Below are 19,594 nucleotides of genomic sequence, written 5' to 3' on the forward strand. Positions count from 1 at the left end.
TTTCTGGTTCGCGGTCAGGATGTGAGTCAGCTTCTCCATGGATCCCTTCCCGCTCATGACTCGTTGTACTCGGTCATGTATTCGGCACGGGCGCCCCTGATGGAGACGCTCCGAACGCATTGGGACACGAATCACCAGGGTTCGACGCCCATGGGGGGAACCTACCGGCCCGCGCTCGCGGCGTTTTCGGCGCTGGAGGGATGGTGGGGAGCGTCCTATGGAGATCGGGAACTGGCGCGAGCCATGTTCGCCAGTCCTCGCGCGGCCGACATGGCGAACATCGTGGGTCATCCCACCGCCGACGCGTTCGCGGCCGCGTTCGAGGCCGCGCGGGACGAGGCCTTCTATGTCTTTGCCCAGCCCCTCTCCATCAACGTCCTCAACGGCTTTTCCTTCAAGGCGACCTATCTCCATCAGGACGTCGAGCGGCTCTTTACCCAGTTGCCGCACTTCCAGAACCCCAACGTCCTGCGCTTCCGCGTGATGGAGACGGCACGCATCATGCTCCGCCTCCTCTGGGGCAACATGAATGGACTGTGGCGCGGCGTCTACGAGAGGCGCACCCTGCTCACCACCCTGCTGCTGGGCATGATGCACAACCGCCTGCTCCGCCAGCATTCCCACCAGGGAAGGCCGCTCTACAATCAAAGTGGCGTGGCCTTCACGCTGCTGACCTTCGCCTATGCACCCGCGCAGGCCTGGCGTGACAAACAAGCCCAGATGCCTCAGGGCTACGGCTTCAACGAGGACCAGTGGTACTACTTCTGGCGGATCTTCGGCTCACTCCTGGGTCTGCATTCACAGCTCATTCCGCACAACCACGATGAGGCCCAGGAGATGTGGTACCAGTTCTTCGCCAATGGCATCTGCCGGGGCAATCCCCACTCACTGGATTACCGGCAGCCCGGCTTCAGCTCCCTCAACGTGGGCCTGAACAATGCCTTCAACGCCGCGAACAACGTGGCACCCGACAAGATGACGACCCTCGACCTGCTCTCCTTCTTCCCCTCCTGGCTGGTCACCCAGGTGAGGAACCACCCGCGGTGGAGGGAGTTCCGAAAGGGGCGGTAGGCCTCTCGCGGGAGTGGAGGTCAGGCGCACCTCATGCCATCGAAGAACATCGCGATCAGGCGCCGGATGCGGGCCGGGTCGCCCGGGGCGGCCAGGGCGACCGCGGTGACGATGCAGACGACATCGTCGAGCAGGACGTCGCGCTTGATGACGCGCTCTCGCTTCGCCCGGGCCAGCAGCCGCTCACCCTCCTGCGTTGTCGCGTGGCAGCCCGGCGTGCCGCTCCGCAGCACCACTCCAATCGAGGTGGCCAGCCCGCGGTAGAGGCCCGCCGAGGTGACGAGCTGCTCGATGTAGCTCGCCAGCGCTTCGGCCGCGTCGCCCTCCTCCCCTTCGCGTGACTGGCTCGCCCGCGCGATCTCCAGCAGACGCTCGTCGCACGCGGCCGCCAGCAGCGCCTCCCGCGAGGGGAAGTGCCGGTAGAGCGTGCCGATGCCGACCTTCGCGTGCCGGGCGATGTCCTCGAACGAGGCGTCGGCGCCACGCTCGGAGAAGACCTCGTGGGCGGCGGTCAGCAGCCGCGCCCGGTTGCGCGCGGCGTCGGCCCGCAGGGGGCGCTCTTCGGGACGTTTCTCCATCTCGTTCATCTCCCTTGCGAACCGGAGGCTACCTCCGTATTCAATCGGAGCATTTTCCGGAGGGTTCCTCCGTATTTAACCGGAGTCACCTTCCGTTCCTATCACTACACGAGGGAGCGACCATGGCAGAGGCGAGAACGATCCTGGTTCTGGGGGCGACGGGGCAGCAGGGGGGCGCGACGGCGCGGGCGCTGGTGCGCGACGGCTGGCGGGTGCGAGCGCTGGTGCGCGATCCGGCGAGCCCGCGGGCGCGGGCGCTCGAGGGGGTGGAGCTGGTGGCGGGTGACATGGGCGATGCCGGCGCGCTCACCGCGGCGATGGCGGGGGCGTACGGCGTCTTCAGCGTCCAGCCCAGCTCGGGCCAGCCGCAGTACGGAGTCACGGATCAGGAAGAGGAGCGCCTTGGCATCGCCGTCGCCGACGCCGCCGGCCGAGCGGGCGTCGCGCACCTCGTCTACTCCTCGGTGGCGTGGCTGGGGCCGGACACGGGGGTCGGGCACTTCGAGAGCAAGTGGCGCATCGAGGAGCACATCCGGCGCAGCCGCCTGCCGGCGACCATCGTGCGGCCCGCGGCGTTCATGGAGTTGCTGCTCGAGCCCCACCTCGGGCTGACGCAGGGGCATTTCCATTTCTGCATGCGTCCCGAGCAGCCGCTCCAACTCATCGCCGTCGCCGACATTGGCCGGCTGGTCGCGCGCGTGTTCGCCGACCCCGCGCGCCACCTCGGCCAGACCCTCGAGCTGGTCGGTGATGAACTGACGGGCCCCGCCATCGCCTCCCTCTTCGGCCGCGCCCGCGGCATCGAGGCCAGCTACGCGCGCTTCCCGGCCGAGGTGCTGGCCGCCAACGACATGATGCGCCGCCTGACCGACTTCACCGACCGCGGAGGCATGACCAGTGGGGCCGACGTGGCGGCGCTCCGCCAGCTCGTGCCCGACCTGCTCACCTTCGAGGCCTGGCTGCGGCAGACGGCGTGACGTCAGCTGCCGTCACGCCCCCTCGGGCCCGCCGTGGTGCGCTCAGTTCTGGAGCGTGACGGGGAGCGACACGGTGTTCACATCACCGCCAGCGGCGGCCGTGCTCGTCGCCGTTGCCCTCAGGGTGTAGACGCCGTTGGCGAGGGTCGCCGTGTCGAGGTACCAGTCATAGGGAGCCAGTCCTTCCAGGCGGGAGGACACCACGGTGTTGTCCTTGATCAACTCGAAGAGCACGTTCTGGATGCCCTCTCCGTCCTGGGTGCCCCGGGAGGGATCGCTCGCGATCACCGCGGCGTGGAGCGTGCCACGCACGATGTCGTGGTACAGGCTGGGGCTCGTGAAATAGACCTGGGAGGAGCTGGTCACCGTGATGTTTCGCGTGCCGCGGCCAATGAAGTTCCGGGCGCTGTCGTAGGTCTCATACTTGAGCACGTGGTTGCCCACCGTGGGGGGATACCACGTGTGGGTGAACGGGGGGGTCAGGGTGGCGAAATCCACGTACGAGTCCGAGAAGTGCAACACGATGCGCGCCACGGCGGGACTGGCGGAGAAGCGGATGGGGACGCCCTGGTTCAAGGTGTAGGAGCCATTCTGGACAGGCGTGATCAGGGAGTTGTCGGTGTCCGGCAGCGAAGGCGTCATCACGACGTCTGAAATCTCCGTCCAATCGACGGTCTCGGTGAAGTCCTTGACCAGGGGCGCCGAGCCCGTGACGAGACGCGGGCCGATGATGAAATCCATTGGGTCGGTTGGAATGACGGTCTTGTCCGTGATGGTCCGCAGCAGCCTCCCATCAAAGAAGAGGGAGACATGGTCCGCATCGTACTCCAGCGAGGCCTCATGGTATTGCCCGTCATAGAGATCGACCCCCGTGTCGATCGGCAGGGACAAGGCTTTTCCAAACTTCGCGCTCTCGAAAAGGAGTTGCGTGTTGGAGAGCGACTGGTTGGTCGTGTAGCCGAAGTTGATTTCGTGGAAGTTCTTCTCGTCCGAGGTGGGACCATCGTCCCACAGCGCGATGCCCCACCACACGGCCCCCTCGGGACGGTGCGACAGGTTGAAGCGCACCTTGAAGGTTCCCGACGTGAAGCGCTTGGGCTTGTAGCGGATCTTCGACCAGGAGCCCATGGTGTCGGGTTCGATCCCCTTCTTCACATGGAACTTCGCGGTGCCGCCGGAGACAGTCGGGCAGGAGTACTCGCAGCTCCAGATCGACGAGTCGAACCGGTCGAAGGTGTCAACGAAGGGAGCCGCATTGGCATTGAAGGCGAAGGCCGTGAACAAGGCCAGTGTCGTCTTGAAAAGCGAGGAGAGGCGTGTGAATCCAGGTTGATTCTTCATTCGAAGCTTCCTTTCCATTGATGAGGCGAAGATGGGCCACGAGGGGCTGGAACAGAATCGAAATTAACGTACACCGGCTGTACGATTTTTTATGGGCACGACGCTCTCGTGGGACGATCCACGCATGTTTCTCGCCGTATTGGAGAACGAGAGCCTGTCCGGTGCGGCGCGCATATGTCGTGAGTTTTCTTTCACCTGACTTACATGTATTTCTTGTATTGCGGCAATTTTCGTGTTTTCATGCTAGGGTGCTTTCACGCTCGACCCGAACCGAGCCGCCACGAAAAGGTACAACCCCCATGAGCCGTCAGCATCGATTCGCCCGTCTGTCCATGAGTGCTTCCGCGCTGAGCACCCTGCTGCTGGGCGGCTGCGGTGTCTCCCATGAGACGGAGCAGGCCTTCCCCGGAAAGGCAGGTGAAGTGGTGACCGCCCGGGTGGCGTTGCCAGGACTCGGGTTGCAGACGGTCACCTACGAGAAGATCGACGGCATGGCGGTCATGGAGGGGGACATCCTGCTCGACCCGCGGGAGGAGCCGGCCCGAAGCGGCCAGTCCGTGGGCCGGGCGAACACGGGCTTCCGTTGGCCGGGGGCCACGGTCCCCTACGTCATCGATGCGGCCCTGCCCGACAGCGACCGGGTGACGTCCGCCATCCGCCACTGGGAATCCAAGACCTCCTTGCGCTTCAAGCCGCGCACGACGGAAGCGGACTACGTGCGGTTCCGGCCGGGTTCTGGCTGTAGCTCGTTCGTCGGCAAGAAGGGAGGCGAGCAGACGTTGGACCTGGGCGGTGGATGCAGCGTGGGCTCCACGATCCATGAGATCGGACATGCCCTGGGCCTCTGGCACGAGCAGAGCCGTGCCGACCGGGACAACCACATCACCATCAATTGGGACAACATCCAGTCCGAAGCGCAGGGCAACTTCAAGACCTACACGCAGAAGGGGGCGGATGGCATGGACCTGGGCCCCTACGATTATGGCTCCATCATGCACTACGGCGCCTACGCCTTCTCCTCCAATGGCCAGCCGACCATCGTCCGCAAGGATGGAGGAGGGGACTTCGGGCAGCGCGATGGGCTGTCCGATGGGGACACCCGTGGCGCGGAGTCGCTCTATAGCCCGCGCGCCCGCTTCAGCAATGGGGTGGCCGTGAATCGCTGCCTGGACGTCGTCAACGGCAACTCGGCGCAAGGGACTCGCACGCAGATCTGGGAGTGCAATGGCTCGGCCTCGCAGGAATGGTTCCTGAGCGTCCATGGGGAGCTGCGCAGCACCCTCGCTCCCAACCGCTGCCTGGATGTGACCGACGGGAAGACGACGTGGGGCACTCGGGTCCAGATCTGGGAGTGCAACGGTTCGGCCTCGCAGAGATGGACGATCAGCAACGGAGAGGTGCGCAGCGCGCAGGGGAGCAATCTCTGCCTGGACGTGGCCGGCGCGGGCTCGGCCCCGGGAACCGCAGTGCAGATCTGGGACTGCAACCGCTCGGCCGCCCAGAAGTGGACCCGGTTCTGACACGAGCTCTTCACTTTCTCCGTGAAGTAGGCGCCGCGGTGGGCGGGGAGGCAACTAGAGTGCGTCGACCATGCAACTCACCAAAGACGCATTCCTCGCCCAAGCCGAAGCGACGCTCACCCGGCTCGAGGGTCCCGTCCTCGCGGCCATCTCCCATCACGACGAGCCCGAGGTTGCCACCCTCGCGAGTGCCTTCGGGACAGGCAAGGCGCGCTCCGTCACGGAGTTCATCCAGGAACTGTGCCCTGGGCCCCTCACGCACATTGGTCTCGCGGCCGTGGTGCTGCGCGAGCTTCTCGAGGCCCGGGACGATGTCCTGGACGGCGAGGTCTCCACGCCAACGGTCGTCACCGGCCATGCGCGCGTCTCCGGTTCGCTGAGCGTCACCGCCCCGCTCGTCGTCCTCGGTGATCTGGAGGTGGGGGGCGTCATCCACGACGCCGGGCCGGACTCGACGGTCGTCGTCGTCGGCCGGTGCACCGCCTGGGGGCTTCGGACGTCGGGGAACTTCCTGGTCCTCGGAGACCTCGTCGTGCGTGACGCCATCCAGGGCGTCTACAACGACGAGAGCCTCGTCGTCGCCGGTGCGCTCGAGACGCGCTTCCTCGACGAGAACGACCACGACGTCACCGTGCATGGAGAGGAGCGCGTGAAGCACCGGTTCGAGCACGGGCGCTCCGGTGAGGAAGCGGCGTCGCTCGCCTCCACCTTCCTCGTTCCTGGCCTCTACGACGTGGAACTGGACGAGCTCCATCATGACGAACTCTTCGAGCGCATCTCCCGGAACGAGCCTGTCTTCACGGAGGCCCCCCAGCCGCGGCAGGTGAAGGAGCCGGACGAACCCACGGCCGAGGAACTCCAGGGCATCGACGTGGCGGGCATCGTCGCGCGTGCGCCAGTCGAGGTGAGTGCGCGCAACATCTACTACGCGCAGCGGAAGACCGGCGAGGTGTGGCTGAATGGGTCGGGTGAGTTCCCCGTGGTCATCTTCGACGGGGAGAAGTTCCTGGGACTGGAGCCCTCGCCGGCCCTCGATGCGACACGGGCCTCGGAGCGCGTCACCTTCTGGCGCAAGCGTGGCGATCTGTTCCTGGAGATCGAGCGCTTCGAGGCCATCGTGCAGGTGCACGCGGGCTACAACAACGGACGCAAGACGGCGCTTCGCTTCGCCTTCGACAGTGTGGACGCGGCGGTGCGCGCGGTGCGGGGGCTGGAGGCGCGCTACACGGGGGACTTTCTCCGCGTCACGACCGAGATTCCTGGCCGGGGCCTCCTGGAGCGAGAGCTTTCCAAGTACGCCAATGGGAAGTCCGAGTACACGTCGGCCATCATCAAGGGGACGACGCTCGTGACGAGGGATGGCGTGAACAAGACCTTCGACGACGAGGCCTCCGCGCTGCTGGCGCTCGAAGACTGGATCGCCACGAAGCGGCAAGCCGGATTCGACCTGAAGATCCTCGAGTGGAAGCCGTTCGGCTCCCTCGCGGCGCGGTAGGAGGTCATGTCCACGAAGTCGGCTCTCCCGCCACGCTCGCGTATCGGGCCCCGGGTCAGGAGAGGCCCCCTCACAGCACCTTGGCGACGGCGATCGAACCCTCGAGGCGGTTACCGGCTTCGTAGAACATGTACTCCTCGCCGTTCTCGGTGCCGAACGACGGCGCCGCCGACCGGCCCTTGTCGGGCCAGCCGCTCAACGGATTGTGGAACACCCCGAGGTGAATCTCCCTGTCGAAGTTCAGCCCGACCTCGGTGATGTACATCTTGCCACTGTTCCCGTGGTAGATGACGTAGGCCGTTCCGTTGCGGAACACCACGTGTGGCCCGGAGATGTCCGTGACACCATCGGCGGCCGGCGAGATGAGGGGCTTCTGCTGGATCGTCCAGGTCTGCGCGTCACCGGACGCGGACCAGCCCCAGAAGAGCTTGCGGCGCCCGTTCTGCATTCCCATGAAGACCATGACGAAGTGGCTGCCCTTGGACGGGATGTCGTGCTCGAACACCCGTGCGTAGGACGTCTCGGTGACGGAGCCATCCGTGAAGAATTTCGTCGAGACGCACCCGCCCTGGTAGGTGAAGTTGATGCCGTCGGTGGATGTCGCCACGCGGGTGACCGTGTTCTCGCCATGGAAGTACAGGTAGAACTGGCTCACCCGCGAGTTCCAGAGCACGTGCGGTGACGAGATGTGGCTGATGCCGTCAGGGCCTCCCGGCCACTTTCGCGAGAAGATCGGGTTGTAGGGGTACTCGGTGAACTGACCAGAGAGATGGTCGCCGTAGGCCAGGCAGATACCTCCGGGCGCATCGTGGGGCGCGTAATAGAGGTAGTAGCGCGCCAACGGGTTCGCGATCCGGCCAACCGTGCCGCGGATGCAGGGGAAGATGAACTCGCCGGTCGGGTTGTACCTGAGGTTGTTCTTGTTGAACGCCGTACCGATGTATGTGTAGGTCGGGAAGCCGGCGGGCGCCGCATGGACAATGCCTGACACGAGCCCCGAGCCCCCTCCGAGGATGAGCCCTCCCGACGTTGCCAGTGAGCCCTTGAGAAACGCTCGACGTCCCACCTCCAACCGGACCGCGGTGCTGCGCTCGAGATCGTCCCTGTCCACCATTTTCGGCTCCTTTGCGTGATCAGACAGGGAACCAGACGCTTTCCAGCATGTCAATCAAAACATGACTAACGATACTTCCTCGTAAAGTGAGAGCAAAGCCCCCTGGGGTACCTTCGGGGGCCCCGGCCCACCAGCTCCTCCACCCGACGTCCTCTCGGGCCTCGCGTTTCGCTACGAGCTGACGGCGGCCCAAGCCAAGTTGGGCTTCATGAGTTTGATCAACCTTCCGGCGTCAGTTGTCGCCGATGAAGTAGCCGAGGTGCGGCGGCTGGTTGTAGGCGGTGTTCTGCCAGGCGACGCCGAGCCGGTACACCGGATCGTGCATCAGCGTGACGTAGCGGTAGCTGGACGAATAGGGCGAGGAATAGATGCGCAGCGCCGTGCTGTCGGTGGTCCGAACGATCAGCTCCTCACGCCAGTCACCGAGGATATCGGCGCTGAGCACCGGGTTGGCCTTGGTGCCGTTATTGGACGCGGTGCCCGAGGGCGAGAGCAACGTCGAGAGCGTCTGCTCCGTGTAGTTCCACTTGCTGATGGTGACGCCGTCGAGCAGCTCGCGCTGCTTGTCTCCATCCCACCAGATGGCGAAGTTCATCGGGCCGGGGCGCGTGCCGATGTTCTGGCCGGTGGAGCTGTAGAGCGTGCTCGAGTTGGACGCCCACGCCTCGGCGCCGGGGTAGCGCGGATCGATGTCGGCGGAGATGCCGCGGCCGACGTCGCTGGAGGCGGAGCTCGTCCAGATGCGCTGGCCGGTGCGCCCGTCGAGCATCGCGGCGCCGATGCCGCCGTTGCTGCCCGGGCTCTCATGGACACCGAACCGCTCGAGGCCAGGGCGCGACGGGATGAGATCAGAGACGTGCATCGCGTCGCCATGGCCGAGGCCACTGGTCCACAGCCGCGTGCCGTTGTCGTCCAAGGCCATGGCGCCGTACAGGATTTCATCGCGGCCGTCGCCATCGACGTCGGCGATGCTCAGCTGATGGTTGCCCTGGCCGGTGGAGCTTGAGTCGCCGAGCGCCCGGCTGTCGAACAGCCAGCGCTGGGTGAGCGAGCCGTTGCGGAAGTCCCAGGCGGTGACGGTGGTGCGGGTGTAGTACCCGCGCGCCATGATGATGCTGGGACGGCTGCCATCGAGATAGGCGGTGGCGGCGAGGAAGCGGTCGACGCGGTTGCCGTAGTTGTCGCCCCAGATGCTGTTGAGCTGGCTCGACGAAGGATTCTGCGTGTCGGGGTGGCGCGGCACGACGTAGTTGACGGTGGACAGCGCGCGGCCGGTGGTGCCTTCGAACACGGTGAGGAATTCGGGGCCGGCGAGGACGTAACCCCCGCTGTTGCGATGGTCCGCGCTCGCATTGCCGATGACGCGGCCCTGGCCGTCGACGGTGCCGTCGGCGGTCTTCATCACGACCTCGGCGCGGCCGTTGCCGTCATAGTCGAACACCTGGAACTGCGTGTAGTGCGCGCCCGCGCGGATGTTGCGGCCGAGGTCGATCCGCCACAGCCGGGTGCCGTTCAATTGATAGGCGTCGAGGTAGACATTGCCGGTGTAGCCCGATTGGCTGTTGTCCTTGGCGTTGGTCGGGTCCCACTTCAGCACGAGCTCGTACTGGCCATCGCCATTGAGATCGCCGACGCTCGCGTCGTTCGCCACATAGGTGTAGGCGACGCCGTCGGGCGTGGTGCCGCCGGCGGGCTTCTGCAGTGGGAGGTTGAGATAGCCGCCAGACCAGATCGCGGCCACGGGGGAGGCCGCCTGCTCGCTGCCGTTCACGACCGCGCGAACGGTGTAGGTGGAGCTCGACGTGCCCCGCGTGTCACGCATGTTGGTGCGGTCGGTGAGCGGATCCGTCGTGAGCCTGGTGCCATCGCGGTAGACGTGGAAGCCGACGCCGGCCGGGTCCGTGGCCAGCAGGCGCCAGGAGACCAGGGTGCCGCCGTTCGACGCGGGCACGGCAACGACGCCGCGTCCAAGCGTCTCACGCTGGTACTGGGCGGTGGCGGGGGTGGCAGTACCAACGATCGCGGCGCCTGCCAGCAGGCAAGCGGCGCGGCCAAACAGGAGATGTCTGAGCATGATAGGGGTCCACTTCAGGAACACGTTCCAGGACTTCGTTCTGCTCACCGGGCTGGAACTGTCGCGGCATATGGCGGCCCAGGTGCCTCCGCCAGGGGTGAAACCACTCGCGAGGCATGCATCAATAGACGAAGGGCCAGCCCTGGGAGTCGTAACCGATGAGGTTGATCCCCAGCGTGGGCGCACCGCTGTCCGTGTAGTAGTGATACACCAGTACGTCCGCGTCATTGTCCGTCAGCACCGCCTGATGCCCAGGGCCGTGGATCGAGCCGTGCCCGGCCAGGATCTCGGTTCCCCCGCCGGCGGTCATCGCCGTGCCATTGCGGTCCACGAACGGCCCGGTCACGCTCGTCGAGCGGCCGACCATGATCCGGTAGGTGCTCGATGCGCCCTGGCAGCACCGATCGAACGACACCCACAGGTAGTAGTACGACCCGCGCTGGGTGAGGAAGGGCGCCTCGATTGCTCCTCCGCCGCGCCCGGCGATGGAACGGACCGTGTTGTCCGAGCGCTTGCCGGTAGAGGCGTCGAGCGCGATCATCTTGAGCCCCGACCAGAACGAGCCGAACGTCAACCACCAGCGGCCCTGCGGGTCGACGTAAAGGTTGGGATCGATGGCGTTGTAGTCATTGCCCGGCGAGGACTCGATCACCAACCCCTGATGGGTCCACGAACCGGAGGCGCCGGTCGTGCTGGTGGCCAGGAAGATCGCCGAGCGGTTCGAGCCGAACGTCGAGGCCGAGTAGTAGAGGTAGTAACGGCCGTTCCGGTAGGAGATGTCCGGAGCCCAGAGGTCGCGGCTGCCGCCGGTGTATGTGGTGGTCCAGGCCGCGCCGTTCGGGAAGACCGCGCCCGCGTTGCGGAAGGCCGTGCGGTCGGCCGACGTCTTGAGCTGCAAATTGGGTCCCGTGGACACGGCCAGGTACGTCCCCGCCGGGGTCTTGACCATGGAAGGATCGTGGATGCCGATGTCGCCGGTGACGCGTCCGGGATTCGGGTACGCGGCCAGCGAGTCCGCGAGGGGGGCCTCGGTCGCGGCCATCGTCAGGGAGGCTGTGGTGAGAACCGCCAAACCTGCAAACCCGTATTTTCTAGTCATCCCGGCATTGTTAGCGCTCACATGGCGACGAATCAATGTAGGCAATGGCCGCTCTTGGCTCACATGGCGACAAAGCAATGTAGGCAAGGGCCGCTCTTGGCTCTCGGAGGAGTAGCTAAAAGCCCAGCCACCCTTTCGGATGGCTGGGCTTGTCTCCCACAAGACATCAAGGATTGATTCCTCTCCGCGGTGCTGATGCCCAAGCCACCGACCAGGGGGTGAGCGCCTCCGCGCCCCGTCTACCCCTTGGCGACCCGGCTCCGGCCCCGCGGCAACGTGGCCTCCCGCCGGGAGGGGAGCCGCACCACCTCGGCTCCGCCCTCATCGGACTTGCGCGCATAACGCCGCTGGATGGAGGGAAGCAGGTACTCCGAGAAGGCCTTCTCGAAGTCATACTGGGGGAGGAATCCCCAGTCCGCGCGGGCCGCGCTGTCATCCACATCCGCCGGCCAGGAATCGACGATTCCCTGGCGCAAGGCATTGGGGTCGTATGAAATCCGGGCGTCCGGGAACGCCCGCACCACGGCCTGCCGGATCTCCTCCGCGGAGGGATTGAACGCCGCCAGGTTGTAGGTGCTGCGCGACAACCGCTCATGCGGAGCCGCCGCCAGCCGCAGCAGTGCCTCGACGCCGTCTGGCATGGCCATGAAGGGAATACGCGTGTCCGGCCGGACGAAGCATGCGTAGGGCAGTCCCTGGGCCGCGGCGTGGAGCATCTCCGGCGCGAAGTCCGACGTCCCTCCCGAGGGGACGGTCTGCGCGGAGATGAGGCCCGGGAAGCGCACGCACCGGAAGTCCACCCGCCCGCTGACCGGCTCCACCGACAATTGCTTGTAGCGCCGCGCGTAGTAGTCGCCGAGGTGCTCGCAATACAGCTTGTTGCACCCATACATCGTGCTCGGGCGCGTCCACTCGTCTTCCTTCAACCGCCCGGCCGCCTGCTTGGTCCGCACGTCCGGCAGGCCATAGGCGGCGATGGACGAGGGATAGAGGAAGGTGACGGGCCGTCCCCGCGCCTCTCCAGCCCGCTGGGCCATCTCCAACAGCTTCACCGTGCCTTCCACATTCACCTGATGGGCCATCACCGGCACGAGCTCGGACCGGGTGGAGAGCAGCGCCGCGAGGTGGAAGATGCGATCGATCTGGAACTGCTCGAACAGCCGCTCCAGCAGGCCCTGGTCCAGGATGGAGCCGGTGATTTCATGGTCCACGCGGGAGGCAATACCCGGCTCGAGCCGGTTCACGTCCAGGGCGATGATGGTCCGCTCGCCTTCGGCCGACAGACGCGCGATGAGACCGTGACCGATTTCTCCGCCGGCACCTGTGATGAGGACGCTTTTCATGGGTATGTCTCGGGGACGCTCGGGTGCTGAACCGCCGCGCCCACCCCCTTTTCCGGGCTGGGCACTCAATGCAGTGATGACGTCGTTTTCCATTATTCCAGGATTATGTCTGTGACGTCAAGCCAGGCCCCGGCGCAGCCCATGTGGGGGTAATACATACAGAGGTCAGACCCTCCACCTTGCGGACGGGTTTGCGCTTCTGATAAATCCAGAATTCAAAGTTTCACGCCCCTGTGAGGATTTTTGAAGATGCGTGCCCTATCCGAGAGTTTTTGCCTGCGAGACAACGCACTCCCGCGCTCCCGGCTCGTCGAGCACCACCTCACCCACGGTGAGGGTCAAGGCCTCATCTCGGCCCTTCCGTCCCAGCCCAAGTCCAACGAGATGGATGCCTGGCGCCAGCGCGAGGCGTGCGCGCGGGCGCTGCGCAATGCCAGCTCATCCGCGTTGCTGGAGCGGATCCGGCAGTTGCGTGACAGCGAAATCCCGGCCCTGGTGGTCAAGGGGTTTCCCATCAACACCGTGCTCCCGCCCACCCCGCCGGATGGATTCATCGACATCAACCAGGTCTCCCAGCCGCTGGAGATCCTGCTGGGGATGTTCGAGGCCATGGGGGTTTCTCCTGTCGGCTATGCGGGGGAGAACCGCGACTGCTTCATCCGGCACGTCGTGCCGTCCAAGGAGTCGCTGAACGAGGTCAGCTCCCACGGCTCGTTGATGCCTTTGAGTTGTCATATCGACAATCCACATCTGCCCATTGGCAACGAGCCGTGCGAGGCGGAGTGCTCCGCGCCCAACTACATCGCCTGGCTTGGCCTGCGGTGTGACACCACCGTGCCGACGTCCGTGGTCCTGCTGGAGGACGTGCTGTCGGCGCTGCCCGCCTTCGTGGTGGAGTCGCTCAAGAAGCCCAGCTTCGACATCCTCCGGCCGCCCTCCTTTGGCGCGGGGGCCGTGGAGCATCGCCGCGCGCCCCTGCTGGTGCCGGATGCCAGGGGAGCCCTGTGCACCCGGTATGGCTTCGCCCACCCCACGGATGCCGAGTCCGCCTACGCCATGGAGCTCTTCTCGCTGGTCGCCAACGACGCGCGCATGGCGCACCATGTCCTGCTCCCGCCTGGGGACATGCTGATCATCAACAACCAGAAGGTCCTGCATGCGCGCAACACCTTCGTGCCCCGCTACGACGGCACGGACCGGTGGCTGCTGCGGCTCTATGGGGTGAACCAGCTCCAGAGCCACTGGATGAGCGAACACCAATTGCCCTATCTGGTCCGGGCCTAGGTTCACGCACATGGCGATGTCAACTGAAACCAAGAGTCTGTGGCTTGGCTCCATCGGAGTCCTGACCTTCGCGCTCACGCTGCCCATGACGCGCATGGCGACCGGCTCGGCGCTCGAGCCAGCGCTGTCGCCCTGGTTCGCCAGCTTCGGCCGGGCCGCGTTCGCGGGGTTGCTCTCGGTGGTCTACCTGTTGGCCACCCGTGCTCCCCGCCCCACGCGGGAGGATGCCGTGCCCCTGGTCTGCGCGGCGGTGGGCAACGGGCTGGCCTGGCCCATCCTGCTGGCGCTGGGCCTGCGCTACGTGGAGTCCGTCCACGCCTCGGTCATCACCGGCATTCTTCCGCTCGCGACGGCGGCCCTGGCGGCCCTGGTGTTCCGCCGCAGGCCCTCGCTGGGCTTCTGGTTCTTCGCGATCCTGGGCGCCGCGCTCGTCGTCACCTTCGCCTGGCTGCGCGGCGCCGGCGTCAGCGTGGCGGGCGTCAGCGTGCACTGGGCGGACTCGCTGCTGGTGCTGGCCGTCCTGTCGGCGGCGTTCGGCTACGCCTTCGGCGCCAAGCTGTCTCAGCGGTGGAAGGGGGAGCATGTCATCTGCTGGATGCTCGTGCTGCTGCTGCCCATCTCGGTGCCGTGCACCCTCGCCAACTGGCCCCAGTCGCCCATCCCCCTGTCCGCCTGGGGAGGCTTCTTCTACATCTCGGTCTTCTCGATGTGGCTGGGGATGTTCGTGTGGTACCGGGCGCTCGCGATGGGAGACGCGGTGCGGGTCAGCCAGCTCCAGCTCGCCCAGCCCTTCCTCTCCATCCTGCTGTCCGCGCCCCTGCTCGGTGAGAAGCTGGATCCGATGACCCTGGTCTTCGGCCTGGCGGTGATCGTCACGGTGTTCTTCGCCAAGCGCATGCCCACCCAGACGAGCGTTGCCCCTCCCGCGGTGGCGGCCTCCCGCGCCTGAGCAGCGCGGAAGAAGCGCGGGACACGCCGTCATGCGTTCCCCCCATTCAACAACGCTCGCGCCGTGGCGAGAAACTGCTCCAGCCTGCGGGCCACCGTCCGGCGAGAGAGGCCCAGAATCCCAGCGAGCTCGGTCTGCTCGAGGCCATCCACCAGAACGCCAACGGCCACCACGCACGTGGTCTCATCGAAGCGACTCAGGAGCTGCTGCGTCAGCTTTCGCTCCGAGAAGCTCTCGGGCGCCACGCTGGAGGCGACATCGAGGGACAACTGGCTCAGCTTGTCCCGGTGGAGATGGGCGTTCCGAACCCGATTCAGACAATGGTGCGTCGCCACGCGGTGGATCCATGCCGCGGCGTGCTCGCGATCCTGGAGCCGCCGGGCGGAGAACAGCTTCACGAAGACCTCATGCGTGGCGTCCCGGGCCTCCTCCGGGTCGCGGAGAACGGCCAGGCACTGGCGATGGATCGCCGGAGCGAAGTCCCGATAGAGCGAGGCAATCTGCTCGCGATTTCCATTCCACGACGTACCGATAGGGGCGCCTCGCGAAAGAGCATGGGAGAGGCGCGGGTCTCGAGTCCCCGCGCCTCCGGTCCGCCAGCCAACCGTCTGGCGCCCTTCACCGTCAACGAATACCGACGTCCGTACCGTCCGAGGCGGCACCCTTTCCGGGCGATCCGGTTGCAAGGCGGAAGCCGGAACGGTCCGTGGGATTCGCTCCCCCCACGAACACCGGGGCTCCGGTCAGCTCGCCGCTCTGGGCGTCCCGCCGAAGGAGGTTGTGATGGCGCTCCGCCACGGTGGAGCCGTTGGACACCGAGATTTCGGTCGCCACGTTGTCGACGATGACCGTGCCCCGCCCGACGTCGTCCGCCGTCTTGCGAGTGATGTCGATGAGCCCGCAGGGGAGGTTCCAGTCGCACGCCCCGTACTGCAGCGTATTGTGGCGGACGATGGAACCGTCATCCGAGTAGAGCTCGATGGCCCACGGGCGGCCGCGCAGATCCAGCACGTTGTCTTCGATGACCGCGCGCTCGACGCCGTCGTAGGCGACGATGCCCGTAGCACAGTTGAGGAAGTAGTTGCCTCGAACCACCGCGCCCGGAGCTCCGAGCAGCTGGATCGAGTCGGTGTGGTTGGGACCGTTCTCCTGGATGTCCTTGAACTGATTGTTGAGGATGTTGACCCCCACCCCCGTCTGGATGCCGTCCGCGTCGCCCCCCTCGAAACGCGAGTTCTGGATGGTGACACCGGAGGGTGTCGAGCTGCTGTAGGGCAGGTGGATGCGTGCCGGTACGGAGCCAGTGGGGGCGTTGATGTCGAGGTGCGTGTTGCCGTCGAACAGGATGTTGGAGTTGGCCACCCCGTCAATCGTCGCGGCGCCCGTGAAGCGGCTGCCGGTGATCGTCACGTCGCGAGTCGAGCCCAGCAGCACGGCCGAGGTGATGGTGAGTCCTTCGAGACGGACGTTGTTCGCGCCGTTGAAGCGGACCGCCAGGGTGGCGGTGGCCCCGCTCTGGGGCTTGACGGTGACCATTCCAGGCTTGGTGCCCGCGGCGAACGTGCCGTAGCTCCCGGTTGCCAGGCAGATCGTCTGCCCGGCGGTGGCCGCGCTCCACTGGCTCGCCAGCGTCGCCGCGTTGGTGGCGGTCCGGTCGCAGGTGCTGGAAGCAGAAGGAGGCGGCGGAGCCGTGCTGGAGCCCTGGACGTGGGCGGAGCCTTCGCCTCCACACCCCCAGGCAAGCCACGAGAGGGCGAGCATGAAGGCCGCGCCGGCGGTGCGTCCTGAACGATTGATACTGGGTTGCATGTGCGTACTCCCTTTCCGGTTGTGGGGAGAGACACACGCGAGCCCGGCCAGATGTGACACTCGACGAGAACGCCGAGGAAAAACAGTGGGGACAGCGGCTCACGAGCGACATGGGGACGCACTCTCCCCTCCCCTCCCGCTAGGCCTCGTCCCGCACGTTGCCGGGCCCACCGGCCAGCAGCAGCCCCGGAGCGGACTCCGGGTGCGCGGGCCCCAGTTGCGCGGTGCCATAGCGCAGCCGTCTCGCGGCGGGCAGCCACACGGCCCGCTTCGTCCTCCGGGGCAGCAGCGCGGCCAGCCGCATCATCCACCGGTGCGCCCGGCCGGGGTACACCAGGGGCTCGGCGCGCTCGAAGCCCGCGAGCGCCTCGCTCGCGCACCGGGCCACTGGGATGCGCAGCCACGCCGCCAACGGGCCTTCCGGGGGCTGCGCCGCCTCGTCGCCGCCGGTGTCCACGGGCCCGGGCGCCACCTGCGTCACCACCACCCCCGTCCCCAGCAGCTCCAGCCGCAGCGCCTCGGTGAAACCATCCAGGAAGCGCTGGGTGGCGGCGTACACGGCCAGGCCCGGCACGAACGCGCTCCCCCCGCCCGAACCGATGTTGAGGATGCCTCCCCGCTTGCGCTCCACCATGCGCCGCACCAACCGGCGCGTCAGCAACAGGGGCGCCGTCATGTTCGCCTGCACCATCTGGTGGATGCGCGGCCAGCTCTCCTGCTCATAGAGGCCGTAGTCCCCCATGCCCGCGTTGTTCACCAGCACGTCCACCCGGATGAGGTTGCGGCGCAGCGAGTCCAACAGCGTGTCCACGTGCTCCGGCTGGGAGAGATCACACTGCTCCACCCACACCCCGAGTGTGGGGTTGAGTGCGAGCAACTCCTCTCGCAAGGCGTCCAACCGCTCGCCGCTGCGGGCGACGAGCACGAGCGTCCTCGCCCTCCTGGCGAGCTGGCGGGCGAGTTCGCGGCCAATTCCCGACGAGACACCCGTGATGAGCACGGTGCCGGAATCGATAGGTGGACGCATGGGCTCCTCTCTGGCTCGGGCAGATGGGAAAGCTAGCGCGCTCCCGTCCCGGGTGCAGACACCCGGCTTGCCTGGATGCCCTCCCTGCCAGTCGAAAGTGGCGACATTGCATTCACTCCGAGTCGTACCCAGGAGTAGATTGAGCAGAGCCCCCTCCTTGGTGGAGGACAGGCACACCCGGAGGGACGTCCATGAGCACGCCTACTCGTATCCTCGTGCCGGTGGATTTGATGGAGGGCTCCCAGGCCATCGTCGAGTACGCGGTCGCGCTGGGCCGGCCGTTCAACGCGGCCATCGAAGTGCTGCACGTCTGGGAGCCACCCCAGTACGTGGCGCCGGATCTGCTCGTGGCCGCGCCGGGTTGGACGCCCCAGCCGCTGGAGAAGGAGGCGCTCGCGGCGACCCGGCAGTCCCTGGAGAACTTCGTTGGCTCCATCCAGGGCGCGGGCACCCTCCCCCTCACCCAGAAACTGGTGATGGGCGAGCCGTCCGCGGCGGTGATCCAGGTGGCCGAGTCGGGCGGGTTCAACCTCATCGTCATGGGCACCCATGGGCGCCGGGGTCTGCCGCGCCTGCTGCTGGGCAGCGTGGCGCAGCGGGTCGTCTCCCGGGCGCCCTGCCCCGTCCTCACGCTGCACGTGCCCACGACGAAGTAGGCACGCGCCGCGCGTCCGTCAGGACTTCTTGAGGTCGCGCTCGCCGAGGTTGGTGGCGCCCACCCAGCGCATGCGGTTGAAGCCATCCAGGTTCTTGTTGGCGACGATCTGGAAGCACGTGGACGAGCCCTGGGCGGCGATCTGCACGGACCAGCCCAGGAACATCTGCCAGGTGCGGAACCACCACTCGCCATAGGTCTTCACGACCTCGGCGCGATTGGCCATCCAGTTGTCATACCAGCGCGAGATCGTCAGCGAGTAGTGGATGCCCACGTTCTCCACGCTGTGGATCTCGAACCCCGCGCTCTCCAGGTTGCTCACCACGAAGGACAGCGGCATGGACGCATCCGCGCCGGGGAAGATGTACTTGTTCATGAACAGGCCCCACACGAGATCCTCGAAGTGGAAGCCCAGCGCGCCCTTCTTCGCGCGCAGTCCGGCGATCTGCAGGTAGAACAGCCCGTCGTCGGTGAGCATCCCGTGGATCTGCCGCATGAAGGCCTGGAAGTTCTTCACGCCCACGTGCTCGGCCATCTCCAGGCAGGAGATCTTGTCGTAGGGCCCCGCGGGAATGTCGCGGTAGTCCAGCGTGAGGATGCGGGCGCGATCGCTCACGCCCATGCGGGAGATCTGCTCGGTGGCGTACGCGGCGCCCTGCTTCGCGATGGTGACGCCCGTCGCGTCGACGCCCTGGTTCTTCGCCGCCGTGGCCACCAGCGTTCCCCAGCCACAGCCGATGTCGAGGAAGCGCTCGCCCTGGCGCAGATGCAGCTTGTCCGCCACCAGCTGCATCTTCTGATCCTGCGCCTCTTCCAGGCTCTGGTTGGGCGAGGTGAAGAAGCCCGCCGTGTAGATCATCCGCGGGCCGAGGAACCAGCCGAAGAAGTCATTGCCGCGATCGTAGTGCTCGCGGGCGATGCGCACGTCCTGCTCCTGCGAGTGGATGAGCACCTCGGGCAGGAAGCGGGTGAAGAGGAACTTGAAGTGCTCGGCGACGGGCGTGTAGTCGACCACCTTGTGCCGCTCGCGGATGAAGGCGAGGAAGTCGCCCTCGATGTCGAGGCGCTGGTGGATGTAGTCCTCGATGAGGGTCGCCATGGGGACCTTGCCCCCGGCGTAACGAGCGGTGATGGATGGGTCCTTCGGGTTCAGTCGGAACGAAACGGGCGCGTCCATGCAACCTCTTGTGGATGGGCTCATTGTCCGCGGGGGACGGGAGCCGGTTGGGCGCGCACTCTAGGAGATGCCGCATCGCGG

17 protein-coding genes are annotated in these 19,594 nt (G+C 66.3%); 7 read left to right on the forward strand and 10 right to left on the reverse strand.

The genetic code is table 11. The features are described 5' to 3' along the window. Nucleotides 1–99: 99 nt before the first annotated feature. Complete coding sequence (locus tag D187_RS33850) at nt 100–1,071, forward strand: oxygenase MpaB family protein (protein ID WP_162159735.1); 972 nt, start codon at nt 100–102, stop codon at nt 1,069–1,071. A gap of 20 nt (nt 1,072–1,091) precedes the next feature. On the opposite strand, the gene D187_RS33855 is transcribed toward D187_RS33850, so the two are convergent. Then, nucleotides 1,092–1,649: a TetR/AcrR family transcriptional regulator gene (locus D187_RS33855; RefSeq protein ID WP_002624264.1), complete on the reverse strand. Its 558-nt coding sequence runs from the start codon at nt 1,647–1,649 to the stop codon at nt 1,092–1,094. Between the two features lie 122 nt (nt 1,650–1,771). Between D187_RS33855 and D187_RS33860 the strand changes: the two genes are divergently transcribed. Then, nucleotides 1,772–2,626: an NmrA/HSCARG family protein gene (locus D187_RS33860; protein WP_002624266.1), complete on the forward strand. Its 855-nt coding sequence runs from the start codon at nt 1,772–1,774 to the stop codon at nt 2,624–2,626. A gap of 42 nt (nt 2,627–2,668) precedes the next feature. Here the strand turns inward: D187_RS33860 and D187_RS33865 are convergent, their stop codons facing one another. Then, nucleotides 2,669–3,967, reverse strand: coding sequence for a LamG domain-containing protein (locus D187_RS33865; RefSeq protein WP_002624268.1), 1,299 nt, complete (start codon nt 3,965–3,967; stop codon nt 2,669–2,671). A 299-nt stretch (nt 3,968–4,266) separates the two neighbouring features. Between D187_RS33865 and D187_RS50760 the strand changes: the two genes are divergently transcribed. Together D187_RS50760 and D187_RS33875 are read left to right on the forward strand one after the other, a co-directional pair. After that, nucleotides 4,267–5,487 carry a M12 family metallopeptidase gene (locus D187_RS50760; RefSeq protein WP_002624270.1) on the forward strand — a complete coding sequence of 407 codons (1,221 nt, stop codon included), beginning with the start codon at nt 4,267–4,269 and terminating at the stop codon, nt 5,485–5,487. 70 nt (nt 5,488–5,557) lie between these two features. After that, entirely contained in the window at nt 5,558–6,982 is a 1,425-nt protein-coding gene (locus tag D187_RS33875) for a hypothetical protein (protein WP_002624272.1), read from the forward strand. 70 nt (nt 6,983–7,052) lie between these two features. On the opposite strand, the gene D187_RS33880 is transcribed toward D187_RS33875, so the two are convergent. The 4 genes from D187_RS33880 to D187_RS33895 all read right to left on the reverse strand — a co-directional run bounded on the left by D187_RS33880 (nt 7,053) and on the right by D187_RS33895 (nt 12,612). Beyond that, nucleotides 7,053–8,096, reverse strand: coding sequence for a hypothetical protein (locus D187_RS33880; protein WP_002624273.1), 1,044 nt, complete (start codon nt 8,094–8,096; stop codon nt 7,053–7,055). Between the two features lie 232 nt (nt 8,097–8,328). Continuing rightward, the gene (locus tag D187_RS33885) at nt 8,329–10,170 is read right to left on the reverse strand and encodes a rhamnogalacturonan lyase (protein WP_162159736.1); all 1,842 of its coding nucleotides are present in this window, start codon (nt 10,168–10,170) and stop codon (nt 8,329–8,331) included. Nucleotides 10,171–10,291: 121 nt separating this feature from the next. Then, a complete protein-coding gene (locus D187_RS33890) occupies nt 10,292–11,242 on the reverse strand; it encodes an arabinan endo-1,5-alpha-L-arabinosidase (RefSeq protein ID WP_211241600.1) in 951 nt (316 codons plus the stop codon). Nucleotides 11,243–11,508: 266 nt separating this feature from the next. Beyond that, nucleotides 11,509–12,612 (reverse strand): NAD-dependent epimerase/dehydratase family protein, encoded by a 1,104-nt coding sequence (locus D187_RS33895; protein ID WP_211241601.1) that lies wholly within the window; start codon nt 12,610–12,612, stop codon nt 11,509–11,511. Between the two features lie 249 nt (nt 12,613–12,861). On the opposite strand from D187_RS33895, the gene D187_RS33900 reads away from it, so the two are divergent. Both D187_RS33900 and D187_RS33905 read left to right on the forward strand, forming a co-directional pair. Then, nucleotides 12,862–13,896 (forward strand): TauD/TfdA family dioxygenase, encoded by a 1,035-nt coding sequence (locus tag D187_RS33900; protein ID WP_002624279.1) that lies wholly within the window; start codon nt 12,862–12,864, stop codon nt 13,894–13,896. Nucleotides 13,897–13,906: 10 nt separating this feature from the next. Further along, complete coding sequence (locus D187_RS33905; RefSeq protein WP_002624280.1) at nt 13,907–14,845, forward strand: DMT family transporter; 939 nt, start codon at nt 13,907–13,909, stop codon at nt 14,843–14,845. 29 nt (nt 14,846–14,874) lie between these two features. On the opposite strand, the gene D187_RS33910 is transcribed toward D187_RS33905, so the two are convergent. From D187_RS33910 to D187_RS33920, 3 genes are all read right to left on the reverse strand, one after another. Then, nucleotides 14,875–15,507: an RNA polymerase sigma factor gene (locus tag D187_RS33910; protein WP_245591890.1), complete on the reverse strand. Its 633-nt coding sequence runs from the start codon at nt 15,505–15,507 to the stop codon at nt 14,875–14,877. Then, a complete protein-coding gene (locus D187_RS33915; protein ID WP_002624282.1) occupies nt 15,470–16,654 on the reverse strand; it encodes a right-handed parallel beta-helix repeat-containing protein in 1,185 nt (394 codons plus the stop codon). Before D187_RS33915 ends, D187_RS33910 begins: the two co-directional genes overlap by 38 nt. A 139-nt stretch (nt 16,655–16,793) precedes the next feature. Beyond that, nucleotides 16,794–17,681: an SDR family NAD(P)-dependent oxidoreductase gene (locus D187_RS33920; protein ID WP_043432753.1), complete on the reverse strand. Its 888-nt coding sequence runs from the start codon at nt 17,679–17,681 to the stop codon at nt 16,794–16,796. Between the two features lie 191 nt (nt 17,682–17,872). Here D187_RS33920 and D187_RS33925 point away from each other — a divergent pair, with 191 nt between their 5' ends. Then, the gene (locus D187_RS33925; protein ID WP_002624284.1) at nt 17,873–18,337 is read left to right on the forward strand and encodes a universal stress protein; all 465 of its coding nucleotides are present in this window, start codon (nt 17,873–17,875) and stop codon (nt 18,335–18,337) included. A gap of 18 nt (nt 18,338–18,355) precedes the next feature. On the opposite strand, the gene D187_RS33930 is transcribed toward D187_RS33925, so the two are convergent. Next, on the reverse strand, nt 18,356–19,513 hold the full coding sequence (locus tag D187_RS33930; protein WP_002624285.1) for an SAM-dependent methyltransferase: 1,158 nt from the start codon (nt 19,511–19,513) through the stop codon (nt 18,356–18,358). Between the last annotated feature and the right edge of the window lie 81 nt (nt 19,514–19,594).

It is taken from the genome of Cystobacter fuscus DSM 2262 (assembly GCF_000335475.2).
Taxonomy (GTDB): Bacteria; Myxococcota; Myxococcia; order Myxococcales; family Myxococcaceae; genus Cystobacter; species Cystobacter fuscus.